At 39.5% G+C, this 22,225-nt stretch carries 13 protein-coding genes; 3 read left to right on the top strand and 10 right to left on the bottom strand.

Going from position 1 to position 22,225, the window contains the following annotated elements; genetic code table 11:
* The first annotated feature begins 271 nt into the window (after positions 1–271).
* Positions 272–1,012 carry a slipin family protein gene (locus tag BLS33_RS07195; protein WP_089886797.1) on the top strand — a complete coding sequence of 247 codons (741 nt, stop codon included), beginning with the start codon at positions 272–274 and terminating at the stop codon, positions 1,010–1,012.
* Between the two features lie 65 nt (positions 1,013–1,077).
* On the opposite strand, the gene BLS33_RS07200 is transcribed toward BLS33_RS07195, so the two are convergent.
* The 4 genes from BLS33_RS07200 to BLS33_RS07215 all read right to left on the bottom strand — a co-directional run bounded on the left by BLS33_RS07200 (position 1,078) and on the right by BLS33_RS07215 (position 4,744).
* On the bottom strand, positions 1,078–2,481 hold the full coding sequence (locus BLS33_RS07200; protein ID WP_089886798.1) for a BNR-4 repeat-containing protein: 1,404 nt from the start codon (positions 2,479–2,481) through the stop codon (positions 1,078–1,080).
* 71 nt (positions 2,482–2,552) lie between these two features.
* Positions 2,553–3,134 carry a GNAT family N-acetyltransferase gene (locus BLS33_RS07205; RefSeq protein ID WP_089886799.1) on the bottom strand — a complete coding sequence of 194 codons (582 nt, stop codon included), beginning with the start codon at positions 3,132–3,134 and terminating at the stop codon, positions 2,553–2,555.
* 10 nt (positions 3,135–3,144) lie between these two features.
* Positions 3,145–3,795 carry a hypothetical protein gene (locus BLS33_RS07210; protein ID WP_089886800.1) on the bottom strand — a complete coding sequence of 217 codons (651 nt, stop codon included), beginning with the start codon at positions 3,793–3,795 and terminating at the stop codon, positions 3,145–3,147.
* Between the two features lie 46 nt (positions 3,796–3,841).
* Positions 3,842–4,744, bottom strand: a complete 903-nt coding sequence (locus tag BLS33_RS07215; protein WP_089886801.1) for a metallophosphoesterase family protein — start codon at positions 4,742–4,744, stop codon at positions 3,842–3,844.
* A 204-nt stretch (positions 4,745–4,948) separates the two neighbouring features.
* Between BLS33_RS07215 and BLS33_RS07225 the strand changes: the two genes are divergently transcribed.
* A complete protein-coding gene (locus tag BLS33_RS07225; RefSeq protein ID WP_089886803.1) occupies positions 4,949–7,324 on the top strand; it encodes a GAF domain-containing protein in 2,376 nt (791 codons plus the stop codon).
* Here the strand turns inward: BLS33_RS07225 and BLS33_RS07230 are convergent, their stop codons facing one another.
* On the bottom strand, positions 7,325–8,539 hold the full coding sequence (locus BLS33_RS07230) for a Pycsar system effector family protein (RefSeq protein ID WP_089886804.1): 1,215 nt from the start codon (positions 8,537–8,539) through the stop codon (positions 7,325–7,327).
* Positions 8,540–8,586: 47 nt separating this feature from the next.
* Between BLS33_RS07230 and BLS33_RS07235 the strand changes: the two genes are divergently transcribed.
* Positions 8,587–12,309, top strand: coding sequence for a metallophosphoesterase (locus tag BLS33_RS07235; RefSeq protein ID WP_089887147.1), 3,723 nt, complete (start codon positions 8,587–8,589; stop codon positions 12,307–12,309).
* A gap of 48 nt (positions 12,310–12,357) precedes the next feature.
* On the opposite strand, the gene BLS33_RS07240 is transcribed toward BLS33_RS07235, so the two are convergent.
* Genes BLS33_RS07240 through BLS33_RS07260 form a run of 5 tightly spaced genes read right to left on the bottom strand, consistent with a single transcriptional unit; the run spans position 12,358 to position 22,090 of the window.
* The gene (locus BLS33_RS07240; protein WP_089886805.1) at positions 12,358–13,185 is read right to left on the bottom strand and encodes an SdiA-regulated domain-containing protein; all 828 of its coding nucleotides are present in this window, start codon (positions 13,183–13,185) and stop codon (positions 12,358–12,360) included.
* A gap of 4 nt (positions 13,186–13,189) precedes the next feature.
* Positions 13,190–14,080, bottom strand: coding sequence for a GyrI-like domain-containing protein (locus BLS33_RS07245; protein WP_089886806.1), 891 nt, complete (start codon positions 14,078–14,080; stop codon positions 13,190–13,192).
* Positions 14,081–15,439: a vanadium-dependent haloperoxidase gene (locus BLS33_RS07250; protein WP_089886807.1), complete on the bottom strand. Its 1,359-nt coding sequence runs from the start codon at positions 15,437–15,439 to the stop codon at positions 14,081–14,083.
* Entirely contained in the window at positions 15,436–18,732 is a 3,297-nt protein-coding gene (locus BLS33_RS07255; protein ID WP_089886808.1) for a VCBS repeat-containing protein, read from the bottom strand. Before BLS33_RS07255 ends, BLS33_RS07250 begins: the two co-directional genes overlap by 4 nt.
* Complete coding sequence (locus tag BLS33_RS07260; RefSeq protein WP_089886809.1) at positions 18,725–22,090, bottom strand: VCBS repeat-containing protein; 3,366 nt, start codon at positions 22,088–22,090, stop codon at positions 18,725–18,727. Before BLS33_RS07260 ends, BLS33_RS07255 begins: the two co-directional genes overlap by 8 nt.
* Positions 22,091–22,225: the final 135 nt, after the last annotated feature.

Raw genomic sequence — 22,225 nt, forward strand, 5'->3', positions numbered from 1 at the left:
TCTTACTAATTAATCAAAAAATAAACGAGTCCTAAGATAGTGAAATAGCATTACAAGAAAAACTAAGTAGAATGTGGTTCGATCAGGTTGTTATGAACACTTATTTGTCGTAACTTTAGTAGGAGCCCATACTCGATGCATTAGGAAGTCTTCCCCCTATTTCTCAACATCGAAGTTTAGATAGAAAGCGATAGGAAAACGAAATTCATTCTTTATAGTTTTTCAAAAAATCGTTTTTTCAAGAGATTGTCTAACTTTTATTTTATAAGAAATGAATCCATTACTATTTGTAGGAGTGTTGTTCGTATTGTTTTTACTTGCCGGAATACGGGTAATTTTTGAATATAAGCGTGCCTTGAAATTCAGATTTGGGAAATATGTCAAAACGCTTCAACCTGGTTTTCGATGGATTATTCCCATAATAGAGACCATACAGGTTGTTGACATACGGGTAATCACTTTTAATATTGTTTCCCAAGAAGTAATGACAGAAGACAATGTGCCTTGTAGTATAGATGGGGTGGTTTTCTTTAAAATTGACAATCCAGAAAAGGCAGTATTGGAAGTGGAAGAATACAAATTCGCAATCACGCAACTTTCCCAGGCCGCGTTAAGGGATGTTTGTGGTAAGGTGGAGTTGGATACCATTTTGTCAAAACGCGAAGAAATGGGTAAGAATATCAAGGCCATTGTTGAACAGGAAACCGGTGAATGGGGCATTGTTATCATCGACGTTAAAATCAAGGATATACAATTGCCGGAAAATATGCGAAGAATGATGGCCAACCAAGCCGAAGCAGAACGGTCACGTAGGGCACGAATTATATTGGCCTTGGCGGAAGAACAGGCGGCCGGAAAGTTATTGGAGGCGGGAAAACTTATCGATCAATCGCCTTCCGCAATAAAACTACGACTGTACCAAACGCTTTCCAATATTGCCGCAGAAAAGAATTCGACCATTATTTTTCCGTTTCCAGAAGAAGTTTTGTGGAAAGACCCGAAAAAGAAATAGTAGAAGTGGTCAACATATAGGTGTTGCCAATACGCTATAACTACTTCGATATACTTATCTGGCGGTCATTGTTTTACTTTAAGCGGTTTTGCGAAATCACTTTTCATATCGTAGGGAAGTTGGTATACATTCCCCTCAAAATCACCAAAGAAAAGCTCCGAGCTACTTATCTTTTCCGGATTTCCATTTGCCCAGAAAAAATTAAAGGGGGCCTTATTATTAAGAGGCCTGCGCACATAAGAATTGTTCAAAGTGCTGTTAGTCGTTATCTGGTTCTTTTTCTGCCATGTTTTTCCATCGTTCTTCGATGTCCAGACTACTATTTCTCCTCCTACACCATATTTCTGTGGACCGTCTGCGGTAGGTCCCACAACTTTCCAAATATCATCTTCTACATAAAGACTTCCCATATCGTAATTATGGTCTGAGGCGCAAATTATTGAACTCAGCCACTTTTTTCCATTCCAAGAAGTCACACGCCATTCATAGGGCGCATTTTTCGGCCCGGGTTCATGCCCGCCACTCGTAATGTAGAGGCAAATGGGGTTTCCGTCTTTACCAAAAGCCATGTCTTTCATATAAACATTTTTGCTTTGCTTATGATAATCGATAACTCGAGTTGGGTCAGCTACTGAATTAATGGGTATACTTATATTCCTGTGGTCAATGGTCGTCCATGATGCACCATAATCAGAGGTTTCGGTATAGTATAGATCGGTTCGAGTATCTGGATGACCATTGATATGCCGATTAAAAAAGGTTCCGAACTTCTTACCATTTTCATACTGGTTGCTGACTTGGTAGTGACCGCTCTTTCCATCTTTTCCCGATGGAATACCTGCTAGTTTTTTGGCAGGTGCCCAAGTGTTCCCCTGCTTACTGGTTTCAAAATATAATTCACGAACACCACTGTATTTTGTAAAAAAGTGAAAAAACCCATTCTGGGTGTGCCAAATTTGAGGATAGGTAAATTCTGAAGTGCTGACAATCTCAAAACGTTCAATTGAAAAAGGAGCTGTGCTTTTCAGTTTTACACCGAGGCGTTTTTTGCTTCGCCCGCTGACGAGTATCCAGATGTAACCCTCATCATCTATTGAAATTGTGGGGTTGTCATGTGGGTCGTCTACATCTTGTTTGTCATAGGCAACGAGGGGTTTAGAAACCATTCCCGTGGTGTGGTCAAAAGAACCGACCATACCGAGCAGGTGGCGTTCATCCTTTTTGGTCGTGCCGCCATAAACAAAAAAGGTTTTATTCACTTCAGGAGCGTAAATAGCCAATGGAATATGTTTGGCTGTATACGTGCCTAAACCTCCGGAGTATTTGTCGCCATAATCGAATTTTTGATTTAGCTCAAACCAAATTCCGCGGTATCCATCCACGTTTTGATTTCTTAAACCTACATCGGTTTGGGCTTGTGAAAAGTGGGCTAAAAATAGTGCTAAGCAGAGCGCAAATTGTTTTTTCATATTTGATTGGTGTATGTTTTTTTCGAACTATGGAAGAGTAATTGATAAACTGGGATTATTATTAGCTTGCTTTAATTCAATCGCAAAAAATAAATAGGAAACCCCAATAACTCCTCCTTCTTGATAATTTTAAAACCTAGTTTTTGATATAATCGTGCATTGTCTGGTGAAGCGGCATCTATGAGAACGGGTAGTCGATTATTTTTATGGTATGCCATAACTTCAAGCATCAATCTTGCCGCTGTTCCATTACCCTTGCTGTTTTCTTTGATACCTGCTATCATTGGTCGAATATGGGCCTCTTTGGGGTAGTGGCGTTTGGCCATCAATTGCCTTTTAAGTACTTTGAATATCCGCTCTATGCCTATGCATTGTACGGCCAGCTTGATGTCCCACCAAATGGTTTGTAAATTCGTTTTTTCTTTGTGCGGATAATTGATCAAAAGGCAGGCCTGTTTGTTGTTAGATAGATAAACTTCCCCAAAAAGTAAGGCTCTTTCAAATAGATATCCCATTAAAACAAGCATTCTTTTGAGCCTTTTCTTGTCTTGTTTTACTACCAAATTGATAGAGTTTTCTTCATGTAAAGGGGCAAAGGCAGAAACTAAAATATCAACTACGGTGCTCTTGTCAGCGCTTTTTGCTTTAATCAAAACTATTTTTTTACTCTTCTAACTCTGTTATTTTCTTTTCATAAAGTTTTTTGCTTTCGACCACTGCCACATTTAGTTCTTGCATGATTCCGTCTACACGCCCTTCAATACTTTTCATTTGATCATTGATATTATCAAAAGAGTTCAGGGCCGCAGCAACCTCCAAGGCTTTGACTACTTCTACGGCATCGCCATGCAACAGGCGCAATTTTCCAATAGCTTTTGAGGTTTTGTTCAACGTACCATTGTATTTGCTGCGGGCCTTTTCAATGGCATTCATCAACGTTTTTTTACTAGTAGCGTCGCTAAGGCTATTGGTCTGGGTCTCCATGGCGGTAAATAGATTAGCGGCTTTTTCCTTTAGGTCTTCATATTCCTTGTTCAGGTTTTCGACGCGCGTATCGACTTTTTCCCAATCACCATAGACTTTAGCAAATTCTTTGTCTTCATTTTTGGTGTCTTCCAGAGCACTTTTTAAAGCATTGAGCGATTCAAGTCCCTTATTGACATTTTTGTTGGCGTTTTCTTTTTTCTTTTCGAAAGAAGATACCTGCGATTTGAATTTATCTTTTAAACGAATGAGGTCTTCGGGACTTTTGTCTTTCCAGCACGAAATAAGAAATAGGGAGAATATTGAAACAATCAGTGTTTTTTTAAACATTCAGTTCGGATTTTTTGTTAATGGATGCGCAAATATACGAGTTCTTTTAACCTTTCGCTTTTTGGTAATCTGCCAACTTCTGTGGTCCTTCCAATAAAACACGAACGACACGTAGTATGCCATCGTCGGTGGTAGCTATCTGCCATTTGATCAGTGAAATTTTACCATCTTCTATTTCGATGCCCGTAATACTTCGTGGATGCACGCAACTACCGTCGTTGAAAAAGGGAATATCCCCTGGTTCAGGAAACCGTGGGCGATGTGTGTGACCTACAATGGTTAATAGAAGTTCGTTTCGTAAAATCCATTTTTTAATGCGACGTTCTATTTTAATGAGTTCTTTGTAATTTTTGGCCGGGCTGGTAGGGTCGGCAATACCCCACACTTGTAGCGGTTTCCACAATATACGAACCAAAAATCGACTCCAACGCCAAAAGGTATAATTCCACCAGTCGGCTTGATGACCGTGAGTAAGAAATAGTTCTTGTTTTGTTTCCGTGTGTGTTAACCGAATGGCTTCATGATACGTAATGCCTTCAAAAAGTTCTTTTGATTTATTATCAATAGGCTCAAAGTAGCTGCTAAGGTTTTCTTTGACGTAATCGGGGTTCTTGTAAACCATGTCGTGGTTGCCCCATATCATGTGCAATCTGTGTGCAAGGTGAAATTTGCGCAACAATCCGTAAACATTTTTGTGTGCTTCAAAAATAGATTCAAAATTGACATTTTCCCAGAGTTCGTCACCATCACCAATCTCGCAATATTGAAAACCCTCTTTATAATAAAAATTCAGGGCGTGAAAATAGATGTTTCGATTGTTGGCAAAGTCATCGGCAAAACTATTGTCTCCCCGATGGCAATCACTGAAAAGTATAAACTTTGAGGTGTCATCAAACAGTATTTCTTTGGCATTTTGGTAAGCTCTGGTTAATCTGCTGTTAGATGACATATCGGTAAAATTGATGTTGAATCAATGCCATGCCCGTTTAAATTCGTTTTTGGCTGGCGTGTACTTTAAATTAAAACTTGATATACTGCAAGATGTAGGTAAATATCTAAAAAAAGGGTGGAACAGCGGAAAAATTTCTTTAACACCTATTATAAGTTGTTCTTTTGTAATTTTACAAGGTCTTAACCGACGAACAATTACGGTATGAAAATGAACAAAGGAAAAGAGTTGCCAATAGTACTGAAGGTAAGCTTTGATAAGTTATTAAGGCATTATGATGGTATGGCACAAAGCGAAGATATCTATTTGGCGGCAAAGGCCAAAAGAATCTTGGCTGCCCAGGCACCATTTCCTGAACTGAGAGATGGCTTTACCGATTTTTCCCTTTTGGAAAAGCATAAAGACATTATTAAGTTAATTCTTGAGGATAGCTTTCCCGAGCCGCTTACCCATAACGAAATCAAGACTGCGGCCTTGCCATATGACAATGTGATTTTTAATTCTACCGAAAGGTTTAAAAAAATAATTAAAGATGCCGGGGAAGGCTTTAATCTTGTTATAGGTGATTTTAACGAAGACATAAATTATATAATGGCCTGTACGGTCATTCTTAATTTTCACTATGGTTTCAGTCTTGATTTTAAGCGTCCGTTCTTTTACAATATTCCCGATGCAAAAGGGGTTATGCGTCACTATCGCATTCTTTATAATGCCGATTTTATGGATATCATCCCGACGGAAAAGGCAAAGCAATTAAGTCAACCAGACGTAGATGAGCTTTTGGCTAATTTTGATGATCTTGAACTCTGGAAAGAGAAAATACCCCCCAATAGCTTTATTTCAAAAGGTTTTGTGGTCTCGAATATGTTCGATGTTACTGCCGAGCACTCAATTTCGGAGATAAAATCAAGTCTTATTTCAAATAATAAGCGGGGCCAAGAGGGGTTCATGGGGAATGTAAATGAGGTCTTTCGGTCACTCTTTAATTTACCCGGCATACGAACAGGTTTTACGGTCTATAATCCTAAGGAAGACGAATTCGAAAGAGTTTATGGTCCGAATATGCAGAGTTTTCTTTTGCAAGACAAAGAGAGCGAAGCGTGTAAAGATGCTTTATGCCAAGCTTCTTACAAAAAGTTGCTAGAAGACAACACCTACTTTGCCATTTCAAATGTTGATAAATATTTTGAGCTTTCCGAAGGTACGGCGCCCTATAAAAATTTAAAGGAACAGGGTATAAAAAGTGCCATTTTTGCTCCGATTGCAGAAAATGGCGAATTGTTGGGGGTTATGGAATTGGTTTCTGAAAAAACTAATGAACTTAATAGCATCAATGCCCAAAAGCTGGAAGACGTAATGCCTTTTATTGTTGCAGCAGTGCGAAGATCAAAGACAGAGGAGGAAAACCTTATAGATGCAATTATTCAGCACGAATGCACTACGGTTCATTCATCTGTATTGTGGAAATTTGAAGAAGAAGCCAAAAGGTTCATTGCTGAAGATATGAAAGGTGGTCAGCCCTCTTTCAAGGAAATTGTCTTTAATGATGTACACCCCTTATATGGGCAAATTGATATTAAAAATTCTTCACAGGCGCGAAATTTCGCCATTCAGAGAGACTTAATGATTCAACTTTCTGAAATCAACGGTGTTTTGACAGTTGCATGGCAAAAGAATAGATTGCCCATTTACGAGGAGTTGATTTTCAGGGTAAACAATCACATAGATGACATCAAGGAAACGCTTCATACAAATAGTGAGCAGGCAATTTTTGATTTCGTAAAAAAAGAGGTTGGGCCAGTTTTTGAACATTTAAAGAAAACAGACTCCGAACTTGGAAAAAATGTGATTGCTTATGAGTCGAATATTGATATGGGTACCGATTCATATTACGACCATCGGCGAAATTATGATGAGAGTGTCATGCAAATAAACAGAAAGCTGGCCGCTGTAATCGATAAAAAACAGGAAAGTGCCCAGGCCATGTACCCTCATTACTTTGAGCGCTATAAAACTGACGGCGTAGAACACAACGCCTATATTGGTGATTCGATAACGGGCGAACGAGAGTTTGATAAATTATATCTCCGTAATCTAAGATTGTGGCAGCTACAGGTTATGTGTGAAATGGAAAATGTACATTATAATTTGAAACCAGAACTTGCAGTGCCGTTAGATGTGGCCTCTCTGATTTTGGTTTATAATACTTCATTATCTATTCGTTTCCGAATGGATGAAAAGCGTTTTGATGTAGACGGCACTTATAATGCCCGTTATGAGATAATTAAGAAACGCATTGATAAATCTTATATTAAAGGCACCAATGAACGTCTGACCCAACCGGGTAAAATGGTAGTGGTATATTCACAGAAAAAAGATGAACTTGAATACTTGCGCTATATTAAATTCTTAAAGTCGAAAGGCTATTTCGACGGGAAGATTGAAATTGTTGAATTAGAGGGCTTACAAGGTGTTTCGGGTCTAAAGGCTATTCGAGCCAATATTTTGTATCGGCCCAAAAACAAATCTTCGGAAAGAACTTATACCTATGAAGAACTTATTGAGGAAATTCAGGGGTAGTTAGGTAGGCAAATCGATGATTTTTTCGGGCCCGAAAAATTTTAATGCTACAAAAAAGGCAATTACCGAAAGAATCATTCCAATCATGAATATCGTATAGGTCCAGCGAAGTAGCTTATATTTTCTGTCAAGTACCAGCCCCAAATAATAAAGGTCTTTTGTTAAGGAACTGTAGACATACTTCTGATCTTTTATCAGTTCTTGAATCGCCCATTCATAATCGACTAATTTCATTTTATGAAAGTTTCCAAAGAAAAGCAGATTAACCTTTTTTTGTTCTACGTCTTCTTTGGTGAACTGCCCACTAGTTACATTCGGTCTTGTGGCCAATATCGACATCACCATCGATATTACACTGAAAATTACGAATATGACCGCTGGATAGACTAAATAGTCGTTTGAGGGATTATCTAATTTGGGTACGAGGTTGGCCAGCACCAATGAAATTATAATGGCATTTACTGAAAGTAAAATGTTTGCTTTGGTATCAGCTATATCACTTAGTTTCAGGTGATTTCGCATGGTAACACGAAACATGGTCTGAATGCCTCTTTCAGGACTTTTATCCTTAAAATTAGATTTGAGTTCCGCTTTTAAACGTTCTTTTTTTACAAGTTTTTTATTTTTTTTCCTATTCTTTATGAGGTTGGCCAGATTCTCATCCTTACCTTTTTGCCAATTATTTTTGGCATAGTCCGTATAAAAACGATGCTCTGTTTGAAACATTTGAATATTCGTATCCCTCCATTCTTTCTGAGAAAAATTCGCGATGCCCAACAAAGAGAGTTCTTCCCGCAACATTTCCGAGGTTTCTTCATAGGTGTTGTGCCCAAGGTGCGAAGCGTCTGCATCTCTTATTATTTGCTCTGACAAATTAGTGGGGTCATAATAACGCCTCGTTGCTAAAATAAGATTGCAAACGGTATCGATAGCAGCTGTGTCGTAGTTGTTTTCCTCGAGAAAAGACCTAGCTATGGCACAACTTGCTTCCTCGTGATTTTCGGATCCTTGGGTATAACCGGTATCATGCAACCAAGCTGCTAATACGAGTGCGTCATTTTCTTTGGCATTTAAGTCATAAAAGTCCAGTAATTCTTTAGTATTTTTAACGACTCTTTGGGTATGCCTAAGATTATGGTATAAATATTCTGAACCTAATTGATTTGACAATAAGTCCGTGACAAATACTTCGGTTTTTTCAATGATAGTTGACATACAACGATTTTAGAAGTTCCAAAGTACAAAATTTCATTACCAACAATATGATTGAACAAAAACATTTTTTGCTCATTGCATCTTTTTTTCTTCTTTTATCGGGCTGTGCCACCATGAATACCAAATATGCCGATTCCGAAGGGGAAAAGGATAAGAAGTCAGATAAAGAAGTAGCCCATACATTCTATCTAATTGGTGATGCCGGTTTGTCTCCCATAGGGGGAATGAATGCTGCATTGAAAATTTTTAAGAATAAATTGGAAAAGGCCGACAAGAATAGCACGGCCATTTTTTTGGGAGATAACATCTATCCGGCAGGATTGCCCGACCCAAAAGATTCTACGGTCGCCTATCGCATTGCAAAAAATCATTTGGATGCCCAAATCACAACACTTGAAAAGTTTAAAGGAAAGCCATTATTTATACCGGGAAATCATGACTGGTATACCGAAGGGTTGGTCGGACTCGAGCGGGAACAAAAGTACATTCAAGAACAATTAAAAAGTAAAGAAGTGTTTTTTCCTGAAGATGGTTGCCCAATTGAAACCATAGTGGTAAATGATCAAGTCGCAATTATTGCGATAGATACGGAATGGTACTTGACCAATTGGGATAAAAGACCAGATATCAATGACAAATGTGACATTAAAAGCAGGGATAAATTTTGGTTGGAGTTAGAAGATGAAATTAAGGATAATAGGCAAAGAACGACCATTATTGCCATGCATCACCCCGCTTTCAGCTATGGGGAACATGGTGGTCAATATTCTTTTAAAAAGAGCCTATACCCCGACAACGGTAAAGTTCCCTTGCCCTTTTTAGGAACATTTATAAACGTACTTCGACGTACAACAGGGGCCTCGATTGAAGACCTTTCGAACAAGCGTTATAGAGAGTTGAGTGACCGATTGGTCACTTTAGCACAATTTTCCAATAAAGTCATTATTGCTTCAGGGCACGAACATAGCCTTCAATATATTGTGGAAAACAATACACCACAGATAGTAAGTGGTTCAGGTTCTAAGCATGGAGGCACTAGACTTTTGAACGGCAGTAAGTTTTCATCCGGTAAAATGGGGTACGCAACGTTGGAAGTTTATAAAGACGGTTCTTCAAAGGTGCGATATTACGGGGTCGGCGATGCAGAAAATGAGGAATTTTTATTTGAGACGGATGTACTTCCGCCAGACCGAAGTTTGAACATAGAGAAGTATGAAGATTCATTTCCTCCTGAAGTAAAAGCATCGATTTATACAGATGAAGAAACCGATAAAACTGGGGTTTTCAAAACTATTTGGGGAAATCGGTACCGAAAGTATTACAGTACAAAGGTGATGGCTCCGACCGTGAGGCTCGATACGCTGTTCGGTGGGTTGACGCCTGTAAGTAGGGGTGGAGGGCATCAATCTAAATCCCTAAGGTTACGACATAAAAATGGCAAAGAGTATGTTATGCGTGCCTTGCGAAAAGAGGCGGAGCTTTATTTACAATCCATGGCTTTCCAAAACCAATTTGTTATGGATGAGTTAGAGGATACCTATACCCTTGAACTGCTGCAAGATTTTTACACGGGGGCACATCCTTATGGGCCGTTTACGATTGGCCCATTGTCAGATGCCATCGAGATTTATCATACCAATCCAATATTATATTACGTACCAAAACAATCGGCCCTAGAAGATTTTAATGACGATTTTGGCGATGAACTTTATATGATTGAAGAACATGCCGGAGATGGTCATGGTGACTTAAAAAGCTTCGGTTTTACTGATGAACTTAAGAGTACCGATAGTATGTTGGAAGATTTAAGGGATGACGAAAAGTACGAGGTAGACGCCGAAATGTATCTAAGGGCGAGGCTATTCGATATGGTCTTAGGCGATTGGGATAGACATGTTGACCAATGGCGATGGGCGGAATTTGAAGATAAAAAATCAGATAAAATTATATATAGGCCGGTTCCCAGGGATAGGGATCAAGTTTTTTCCATTATGGGAGACGGATTTCTGATGAGTTTGGCCACGCGTATTGTGCCGGGCTTGAGACTGATGGAAGGGTTCAATAAAGAAATAAGAAGTGTTAAAGGATTTAATTCTTCACCAAAGACTTACGTTTTAGATATGGCATTGTTGACCGAAACAACAAGGCGGCAATGGTTAGATCAAGCAGAATTTATACAACAGAACTTAACAAAGGAAGTAATTGAGAAGGCTTTTAAAATGTTTCCTGAGGAGGTTAGGGATGCGACAGTTACAGAAATTGAAGAGATACTATTGTCCCGAATTGCCAATATTAATGAAACGGCTTTGGAATACTATGACGTTTTAAACAAATATGCCGTTGTAGCCGGAACCGATAAAGACGATTGGGTCGTTGTTAATCGCCTCAATACAAATGAAACAGAAGTTAAAGTATATCGCAACATCGGGGGTAAGAAAGAAAAACTATTTTTTGAAAAAAAATTCGACCACCTCAGTACTAAAGAAATCTGGATTTACGGTCTTGATGACGACGATCGGTTTGTGGTCGAGGGCACGACCAATAACGCCATAAAAGTGAGATTGGTAGGTGGCCAGAATAATGATATCTATGAAATTAAGAATGGCAAAAAGGTGGCTATTTACGATTTTAAGTCCAAAAAGAACACCTTTGAGAATACTTCAGGGGCAAAAGTAAAGCTGACAAACGATTATGAGGTGAATACCTATCGCCCTTTGAAACTGCGAAACTCTGTCAATCAGACCATACCGACCATAGGGTATAACCCTGATGATGGAGTAAAGATAGGCCTTGTCAATACCTATACCTACAATGGTTTTCGACAGAACCCGTTTACAGAACGGCACATTATAAATGCATCCTTCTATTTCGCTACCAGTGGGGTCGATATCAAGTATACTGGTGAGTTCGCCAACCTTTTCGACAATTGGAACTTTCAATTGGAAGGACGGTTTACTAGTCCAAATTTTGCCGTAAACTTTTTCGGTTTTGGAAATGAAACTGAAAACTTAGATGACACATTAGACCTTGATTATAACCGCGTGCGCCTTCAGAATGTTAAGTTGGCGCCGGCCTTGGTTTGGAGGGGACAGCTCGGTGCTAAATTCAAAACAGCAATTACATATGAAATTATTGATGTTGAAGAAACCGACAATCGTTTCATTAATACCTTTTACCAGCAAAACGGGGAAGAAAGCCGAGAGCAATTCTTAGGTGTCGATGCGGTCTATAGTTACCAAAATAGTGATAATGCCGCTTTCCCAACCATGGGTATGGCAACCGACGTACAGATTGGTTATAAAAGAAATATAGGTTCGACTGGACAAGATTTTGGTTATATAGTACCGAGCCTATCTTTCGACTATAAATTGGTGCCTAACGGTAGATTGGTACTGGCATCAAAATGGAAGGCCCATTTTACTATTGGTGATGGGTATGAATTTTATCAAGGTGCCAGCATTGGTGGCATCGATGGTCTTCGCGGATTTCGAAACCAACGGTTTACCGGGAAAAAGGCATATTATCACAATACCGATATTAGATATAGTCTTCGCAAAATGCGCACGAGTATATTGCCGACGGCCTTTGGGCTCTATGGTGGCTTTGATTATGGTAGAGTGTGGCTTCCCAATCAAGATTCAGACCAATGGCATACCTCTTATGGAGCAGGTTTCTTTTTAAATGTGGCAGATATTATCTCGGCTAGAACGGCACTTTTTTATTCAGATGATGGCCCACGATTTTCATTCGGACTCGGTTTTGGGTTTTGATTATTGTCGTACTTCGACGCTGAGTCGATAGGGATTACCTCATGGGAATTACTCTTTTAAGCTGAAGGAATACAGATTTCTTCCAGTGTTGCCGCGTTCCTCATCCGAGAGTAATAAAGTTGTTCCATCCATAAAAGAAATAGACTCCAATTGGGTTGTGGCCCCTAAATCGATGGTTTTCATTTTTCCTTTAGAAAAATCATCCGAAGTAAAATCGGTAAATACCCAAAGCCTTCCGTAGCCTAGAATTACAATCGTTTTTCCGTCTGGAGATATATCGGCCGCTGTAACTTCACAAACACCTTGTTCTTCACAGGGGGTAAATTTACCCACAAAAGTAGCTTCATAATTCCCTTTATGTGCCGGAACTTTATAAATCATGGCCTCTCCGGTGAAAGGTCGCGCCCTGTCTTTTGTAATTATGTACAGAAAGTTATCACGATAGAACAGGGCCTCTGATCCGAAAATCTTTTTATCGGGAAATCGAAAATTTATTTTTTCGGCATCGATTTTATTTCCCTCCTCGTTTTGGGGGTTTGGGAGTTTATAAATTGTCAATTCTTTTCGCTTACCGTTGTTGTTGCCCGTATCGGCTATATAAACGTTTCCTTCTTCGTCTCTAGCGATATCTTCCCAATCTTCATTCTTGGCATTATCGACTTTCAGTTCGTTCAATAATTTTCCCTTAAAATCGGTTTTGTATAATTTATCAGGATTTCCTTTGTCAAGAATGACCCAAAGTGTTGAATCATTGTTATATAGTATTCCGGAGTTCTCTTCCAATTTTGTCGGAAGTTTGGTGACGTACGTGAGTTGTCCGTAATTGGAGCAACTGGCTAAAAAAAGAGCACCTATAAAAAGAACTATTTTTCTCATTTATTTATTCTTGGATGGGCATGAATACTTCTGTTTTCCAGCTCAGTTCGTTGCCGCCCACATTAGGATTGTTATAAAATATTTCTACTGGTTTGTTCTCGATCTTAAAACCATTCTTGTCCGCATAGTCGAGCAATGCGTACCAAGCCCGGTCAGAGGTAATATAATTACCGTTATAAATGGCCTTAAGAGCCTTATTACCATCGAAACGTTTGTATTGAATAGTCTTGTGCAGCGGTAGCGAATCTGACTTTATAATAGGGTAACAGAAATTGTAATGAATACTGTCGGTTTTAATGTCCCACTTGGTTACCTCAATAAAAGGCCTTCCGTTCGGTCGAATATCATTTTTCAAAATCAATTGATCTAACATTGAATAATTTTGCATCATTCCTCGGGCTTTTTCCGTTTGTTTGCCACTTAAGGATACATAGGCACAATAGCTACTCGGGATACTATCGGTTCCAATAACGGTAACCCGAAAGTTTTCGACGTGCTCTTTCAATTCTTTATTAAACTCTAAAAGTGTTTTTTTGGTACGTTTTTCAAAATCGGTATCTGAAAAAGGAATACATAATTTATTTAGTAAACTATGGTCAACATCTTTTACGTAAACGTATATTTTGGAAGTTGAATCGCTAAGTGCCTCAATTTCCCATTGGAATGAAAATAACGAATCATTGAATTTGATTTGTTGCTTTAAATGATTTAGGTCTGTCTGTTCGATAAATCGGGAATCCTTTAAAGAAGCTCCCCACGTCTTAATAAACTGATTTATGGCTCCTGAAAAAGTGTTTACTTTGATACTTGCTACATAATCATATGGTCTGGCGAAGAGATACCAAAGCAAGGTAACCAATGCTACGGAGGTAATGAATGCCGCAATTTTTTTCATTTAATTTTGGATAGAGGCCATCTCTTTTTTTGTGGTCATTCTTAAATGGTTAACTACAAAATCACCTAAATTCCTTCCCTGTTCCAATCCGACCTCTATAGCCACGCGATAGTGGATACCACCGTACATGCGACTGATTGCAGCCTCATCGGCAGCCTGATTGAATGAGGTAAAACTTCGAATAGGAAGCCCATAAGCGGTTTCTGTGTCATCATCAAAGGCGAAATCATCACCAAAAATATTGGTAAGTGCTGTTGACGCTGCACCCGAAACCACGGAATGACCGCTGGTGTATTCAGGAAAAGGTGGGGTTTGTAAGACCGGTTTCCAATTATCGTCGATATGCTGGTTGATTAGTGTTTCTGGGCGTATAAGATTACTACGATATTTTTCATCCCAACAACTAATAAATGCATCGGCAATGGCCAAGGAGGTCTTGGTATAGGCAAAAATAGTCTTGTCAAAATCGCTATCCGTTTTTCTACAGGAAATTTTGGTGATACCGATCCAATGGGCGCCAGGTGTTATTTTTTTTGTAGCAAACATCAGATGGCCCCTTGTTACCGAAACATAAGGGTTGCAGTCCCAGAATTTGGCTATTTTTATTTCTTCCGATTCATCACCTATTTCAGTAATCTTCTGACCCACATCATAAACTTCTTTTAACTCTCTGTAAAAATCAGAGCCTTCTTCCATAGAAAAAACAGGAGGAGGTGTTGGTTTGAATTGTTGGGCCGAATCAATTACAAATGGTCTGATTTTATTCCAATGTGGTTCAATGCCATCCATATATGCAGGAGGCGTAGGCTGCCATCGGGTAGGGTCATCAGAATTTACAGTGAACTTGGGCATGGTTCGCGTTTGGGCATAGTTGTCCTTGTTCATCCAAGTACCGACATGTTCCGCCACTTTTAGTCCATAGGTTTTTGAAGCATCGAATACGGAGGTATTTTTAGTTTTCCAAACCCCATAAAGACTGTCGCGAAAAGCTTCCATCCGATTCTCCGAAAAAATCAGTCTTTTGCTCAATTCCATGTGCGCCACCAAAGCGGCCACTTGATAGTTGATGGGTAGATCAGCTTCGGGTTTTGGAATCGCGGCCAAATCAGTTACTTGACCTTCAAGCGAAAGGTAATCCTCATTGTGAAGTGCGATAATCTCGTAGGCGGCTATGTTCGGGTAAGCAAAAATGCGACTTGCCACAGGAGGCGAGAAAATATCATGGATCATGATTTCGATGACCTTATCTACAGAAGTGTGAAATTCTTCAGGAGTGACTACGATCGGGCCTTCCACTTTTTTTGTGTCACACGCAATCATGACCGTGATTATTGCTACTCCCATCAATATCTTCTTCATCTTTCTTCCGTTTGCTGTTTTAATTTATAAACTTGGGCCCGTTCATTGTTAATTGTTACCAACAGATAGGGCTGGCCCCTGAGTGTAATGCTATTTAAATGCCGTATCGATTTCTGGCTGAAATCTAACCCGATAGCATTCCCCAAAATTACGTTATTTTCGTTTTTTATCAAGGCGCCCGAAAAAGAATCGAATCGGCCTTGAAAAGGTTTTGTGCCAAAATAATTTCCCCCGGCCAATACTTCTTCCTTGCCATCTCCGTCAAAATCGTAATTAAGAAAGGCCATGATCGGGGCCACTTGTAACTCGTTCTGAAACGGAACAAACACAAATTTGCCATTTTCATTTTTTAGAAAGCCGGAGCGTAGTTCGTTTACCGTTAAAATAGTAGTGTTGTTAAGTGTTGTCTTATCGAAAATCTCACCTACAGATTTTCCGGCAAAGGCATTGTATGTATTGAATTTTTTTCGAAGACTTACCATTTGACCGGCCAATTGGTCAAAATTTTCCAGTGGATAATAGGCTCCTTTTTTTTCTATGGCAACTAAAGTTTCGGTACTTCCGTTTTTGTCAAAATCGCCATAGAACATTTTCATAGGAGATTTTGGAGCGGCCTTGAATTTTGTGTTTGCACCCCAATTGCCTAGTAAATAATCGGTGTCGCCATCCCCATCGATATCAAATGGAATGATACACTGCCATAAACCATTAATATCGTTTTTTAATACGGACACCTCACTTAAATTTCCATTGTTGTTTTTAAAGAATCGGGGTGACATCCATTCACCAACTATGATGAGGTCTTTATTGCCATCTTTATCAAAATCATGCCAAAGGGCATCGGTAACCATTCCTACGCTTTGTACGGCCGAGTTTTCGCTAATGGAAAAGCTGCCCTTATCGTTCTTGAGTAAAAAGGAATTGGGAATTTTTCCGAAGTCATTGGTCACAGCCTGATTGCCGACGAATACGTCGATATCACCATCATTATCGAAATCGCTCGTCCGCAGAACAGAGGCATTTTCGAAATAATCGGGAAGTGACCCGGCTTTAAAAGTGGAATCTTGTTGAATGTAATAGGTGTCCAACAAAGGTTTCATTTGGTTGTAAAAGTCACCACCACCAGACCCTAATAAAAGGTCATTCTTACCATCATTAGTAAAGTCTGCAATTACAGCTTCGACATCTTCTTTAATAGAATCTTTAATGATAGAGGGTATTTGTTTTTTGACAAATGAAGTGTCTGTCTGTACAAATATTTTGGAGGGTATGTACTTTGATCCCCCAAAGAAAATATCGGCTTTGCCATCATTGTTCAAATCACCGATGGCAGTTGCGGGACCTCTATCTGAGATTTGATAGGGAATCAACTTTTGACGATTGAAATCGGTGTAGTTGTCCTCGACATGTGTAAAATCGATTCCCAAATTATCATCGACTTTTTCAAAGATTTGCTTCGTTTTGGGTTGTAAAGACGTGTAGTCAAATGGCTTGGTGTTCTTGGGTGAGATTATAAGTGTTTGGTTTGTGGGCACCTTGGTGAGCACTTGGTAATTTTTGTCGGGCCAAACGATTTTCAATGAGTCTATTACCTTCGTTTGACCGTACCCAAAATGGATGATAGGTTCTGACGAGGCTTGAAACCCCCTGACCGTATATAATTCTTTGTACTGTAGGTTGCCGTTGTGGTATGAAAATACTTTGGTGCCGATACCAAACGGATTTTTACCCAAATACTTAAATTTTAATTTCAAGAAGGCTGTTTTCTCATCAGTTTTGTTGATATATAGCGTAGCTGGGCTATTCACGTTATTTACGACAAGGTCAAGGTCACCGTCATTGTCAAAGTCGCCTATGGCTGTGGCACCCGAAACCAAGGTGTCATTTGTCATCCATTCATGTGATTTATCTTCGAACATCAAATTTTTAATGCCCTTGAAGACATAATTATGCGTTTTTCCCGACGGCATTAAATCTAAGGCACGTTGATCGACCAGTTTGGTGTTGTTTATTTTTTTCTTGATTTCTTCACTTGATACGAAGTTGATATAATCGAGGTCGTTTGGGCGTTTGGGTATGCCGTTCGAAATGAAGAGGTCTTGCTCCCCGTCTTGGTCGTAATCTCCAAAAAGTGCACTCCAGCTCCAATCAGTGGCCGAAATGCCGCTTTGTAACGCAATTTCGGAGAAACCACCCAAACCATTTACCTGCAGCATGTTTCTGCTGAACTGATAGTGGTAGCCGTATTGTTGTGTCTGTAACTTTTGAATTTGAAAATCAATGTCACCTTGTGATGACTTCAGTACTTTTTCATCTTCGGGAAGCATATCCAATGATACTATATCTGGCAGACCGTCATGATTGATGTCGGCCACGTCATTCCCCATTGAAAATCGCGTAGTGTGGCCAAAAAATTCTTTTAAACTATTCGTAAAAGTACCGTTGCCGTTATTAAGGTAGTAATAATCATCTTCGTGAAAATCATTGCCAACATAGATGTCTGGCCATCCATCTTGATTGAAATCGGCAATAGCAATACCCAGACCATAGCCACTTACTCCGCCATAGATCCCCGCTTCTTCGCTTACATCGGTAAACTTTTCGCCATCGTTACGCAATAGCTTATCTCCTGTTTGGTAGTTTCTTTTAAACCGTTGCTCCGCTTTGCCGAAAGAATCTTGGGTGTGTACGGTATGATTGAGAAGGTATATGTCTAAATCACCATCAAGATCAAAATCTAAAAATGCTGCATTGGAACTATAGGAATCAAAATCGAGTCCGTATTTGGAGGCGCTTTCCGTAAAAGTCACTTCTCCTTTATCGGAGGACCCATTGTTGATATAGAGCTCATTAAAACCGTTGAAACCGTTGATGCCTACTACCGCACAAACGTAAATATCAAGGAATCCGTCACCGTTCACATCGCCCATTACGGCCCCTGTATTCCAGGTACTATTACCTTCGACTCCCGATTGCTCGGTAATATCCATAAAATTTAGGCTAGCCTTGCCATCAGCGTTGTTGCCTTTGTTAAGGTATAATTTATTTTTTACTTGGTTTCCAGAGAAAAAAATATCGGGAAAACCATCATTATTTACGTCGCCTACGGCTACACCACCACCATTGTAGAAATATAAATAGTCTAAAATGTTGCGATCTTCCGTTTCCGAAAGTGCATTGGTAAAGGTAATTCCCGTACTTTTGGGAGACGGGTTTTCAAATACTTCACCAGCTTGGTTTTTACAACCAATGAAGAACGATAGCAGTATGCCAAGAGTTAAAAACCTAATCATCGAGTGCCAAGATCTTGGGTTTATCGTCGTTAATTGCCGTAATTAGAAAGCTATTACCATTCTTGTCCTTAAATTTTTCCAGATGTTTTATCTCACCTTTGACAAAAAAACCACTTGTGTTATAGTCTTGCCATTTGAAACCTAACTTTCCATCGCCCAAAAGTACATTCCCATAACTTGCATCTAGTCGTGAGTATTGGGGTTTGAATTCATAATTGTTGCCTCCCATAATCAGGTCTAAATTGCCATCGCCATTTACATCGGAGCAAGTGATGCCACAGATACATGACAGTTGCACCCTTGTGGGTAATTCTTGGATTGAAAATCTCCCTCCCCCTTCGTTGACTGCAATGACCGAAGCGGAAATGCTGGATTTTTTGACGATTGAATTTTCAAAAACACTTTGAGGAAATAGTTCTTCTACCGTTTTCTTTGCGTATTCCGAGGCTTTTAGATTTTGCTTTTTTAACGCCACCATCTGATTAGTAAGCTCTTTTTTCTGATGTAGCGGATAATCTTTACCATTAAAACGTTGGGTTACTATTTGTTCAATGGTTCCGTTGTTGTCGAAATCGTTGACCCACATTTGCATGGGGTTTTCAGCAGTGGGTCTATAATGAAGGTTGTTGCCCTGATTGCCCAAGATGAGATCATAGTCCCCATCGTTGTCCAAGTCTGCGGTTTCGATGGTATTCCACCAACCGTTCAGACTGTCTAAAGCTGTGGGTAATTTGGTCAATCTTCTCCCCGAATTTTTATATATTTTAGGGGTATCCCACTCCGCTACAGTAATCAAATCTTTTTTTCCGTCCCCGTCAATATCAATCCATAGGGCATCGGTAATCATACCTGCATCCTTTAAATCATAGGCCAAACGTTCTGAGGCATCTGAAAATGTGCCATCCCCATTATTTTCTAGAAAAAGATGATTTGGATTTACCCCGTAGGTGCCCACTACACTTCGAGAGCCAATAAAAACATCGATATCGCCATCTTCATCGAAGTCATAAGGTGAAATAACAGCTATGTTTTTATGGGTCGATGGCAAACTTATTTTTGAGTTTGAGAAAGTTCCTTTTCCGTTGTTGAGGTATAGTCTTGCACTGTAAGTGTTCTCTTCCCCTACTTGATTGCCTCCAGATCCAACCATAAGATCTAAATCTCCATCATTGTCCACATCAAAAAATGAAGCAGCCGTATCTTCGTGGCCGGAATCTAAACTTAGGGTATTTTGCGAAGTGGGGTTAAGTAGTCCTTTACCTTTATGCAAATAAACATTTCCCGGTTTTCCTTTGGCGCCTCCTATAAAGACATCTTCATTACCATCCCCATCGATATCGCCGATTGCAATTGCTGGGCCTTCTTGAGAAAGCATCTTATAGATGAGCCCTTCTTGATCAAAATCGTTGTAATTATTCTCTTTGTGGGCGATTAATTTGTCTTGCTTCAGTTCGTTGAGCAGTGTTCTTTTAAGCGCTTTTTTGGGAAGTACATATTTTTCAGTAGCAGCCGACTGTTTGGCCACGATTAGTTGATTTGCCTGTACATTAGTTAATTTTTGAGTAGCATCGTCGGGCCAGATTATGCGCAGGGAATCAATTGTTTTTGTGGCGCCCAAACCTATGGTCATTACATAATCTACAGATGATTGAAAACCGCGTGACGGAATCAGTTCTTGAAAAACAATATTGTTATTATAATAAAGGCGTATGCTTGTGCCCACCGCGAATTTATTTTTGCCCTCGCCTTCAAATTTTAATTTGATGAAATTATGGTCTTTGTAATCTTCAGACTTATTTTTATAAACAAAGGCATTCATGTTTACATTGTTGACCACAAGGTCTAAATCTCCATCGTTGTCAAGGTCTCCATAGGCTGCACCGTTGGAGAGACTCGGTATTTCGAAGCCCCAATTCTTATTCTGGTTGGAGAATGTAATGTCGCCATTGTTCTTAAATGCGTAGTTGGGTTGCGGAGCCACAGGCATTTTATTGATAATCGAATCGATGGATTCTTTTCTACCGGTCAACGCCATTTTTTGAATGATTTCATTGGCGAAAAAATCAACAAAATCGAGGTCTGTTAAATCATGGTTGATGCCGTTGGTTACGAAAATATCCCGGAAGCCGTCATTGTCCATGTCAAAGAGGAGGCCTGCCCAACTCCAATCAGTGGCCGAAACACTGCTAAAATAGGCTACTTCAGAGAAAGATCCATTGCCATTGTTGAGCTGCAGGGTGTTTTGAATATATTGTTGGGAGAAATCTTTGCTTTGCTTTAATTTGAAAATATTGTATCCTTCAAACTCCATAACCGATTTTACGCGCTCATCTGGTTCAGGTAACATATCGGTAATAAAAATGTCTGCATTTCCATCGTTGTTAATATCTGCCATATCGATTCCCATGGCTGATAGGGATAGATGGGAGGTCCAATCTTTTATTTCTTCGGTAAAAGTGCCGTCTTTTTGATTGATGTAGAGGTAATCACGTTCATAAAAATCATTTGATACGTAGATGTCGGGGTAGAGGTCGCCGTTAATGTCACTTACCATAACCCCTAGGCCAAAGCCGATAAGACTACCATAGATACCCGCTTCTTCGCTCACATCAACGAATTTCCCATTATCGTTTCGAAGTAGCATGTCACCTACTCCCTTAAAAATGTCAGGAACACCATCCCAATCTTGTGCCCTAATCTCGCGCTGTTCGGCATAACCCAAGCTACTGACGGGGATATTGCTGTTATTGAGTATGTAAGCATCTAAATCACCGTCTTTATCATAATCAAAAAAAGAAGCATGGGTAGAAAAACCTGTTTTGGCCAAATTGTATTCACTTGCACTTTCCGTAAATGTAATTTGTCCTGACTTATCCGAAGGGCCATTGTTGATGTAGAGGTCGTTGTCATGATTATTGCCTTCCATGTTTCCGGCATTACTCACATAAATATCTAAAAGGCCATCGTTATTGATATCGGCCATCACTACCCCGGTAGACCATGGTTTATTGCCCGTGACTCCGGCAGCCTCTGAAATATCCTCAAACTTAAAATTGCCCTTGTTGAGATACAACTTGTTGGCTTTCATGTTGGCTGTTAAATAAATGTCTGCCAAACCATCGTTGTTGATATCACCTATAGCCACACCACCGCCATTGTAGAAATTGCGATATTTGAAAATATTAAAATTCTTTTGGTTCTCTACTTCATTGATGAAATCGATGCCCGTTTCATCAGAATTAAGTAAAGAAAAAAGGGTTTCTGTGGCTTTTTCTCTTTGGGTATTTTCCTTTTTAGGATTACAGCCAAAGAGTAGCGTTGCAAGCGCAAAAAAAGTGAACCATTTTGTTGATTTCAATGTCAATTTTAAGATGATTAATTTCTAATTGTTTTCGGCCTCGAAATTTAGCAATATAAGTAATCTTCCAAGAATGCGCCCAAGGTATTGAGTTAATGTTTTTGCTGTCTTGCCAATTCTGAAAGATTGTCCAAT

The organism is Kriegella aquimaris, from assembly GCF_900103215.1.
Taxonomy (GTDB): Bacteria; Bacteroidota; Bacteroidia; order Flavobacteriales; family Flavobacteriaceae; genus Kriegella; species Kriegella aquimaris.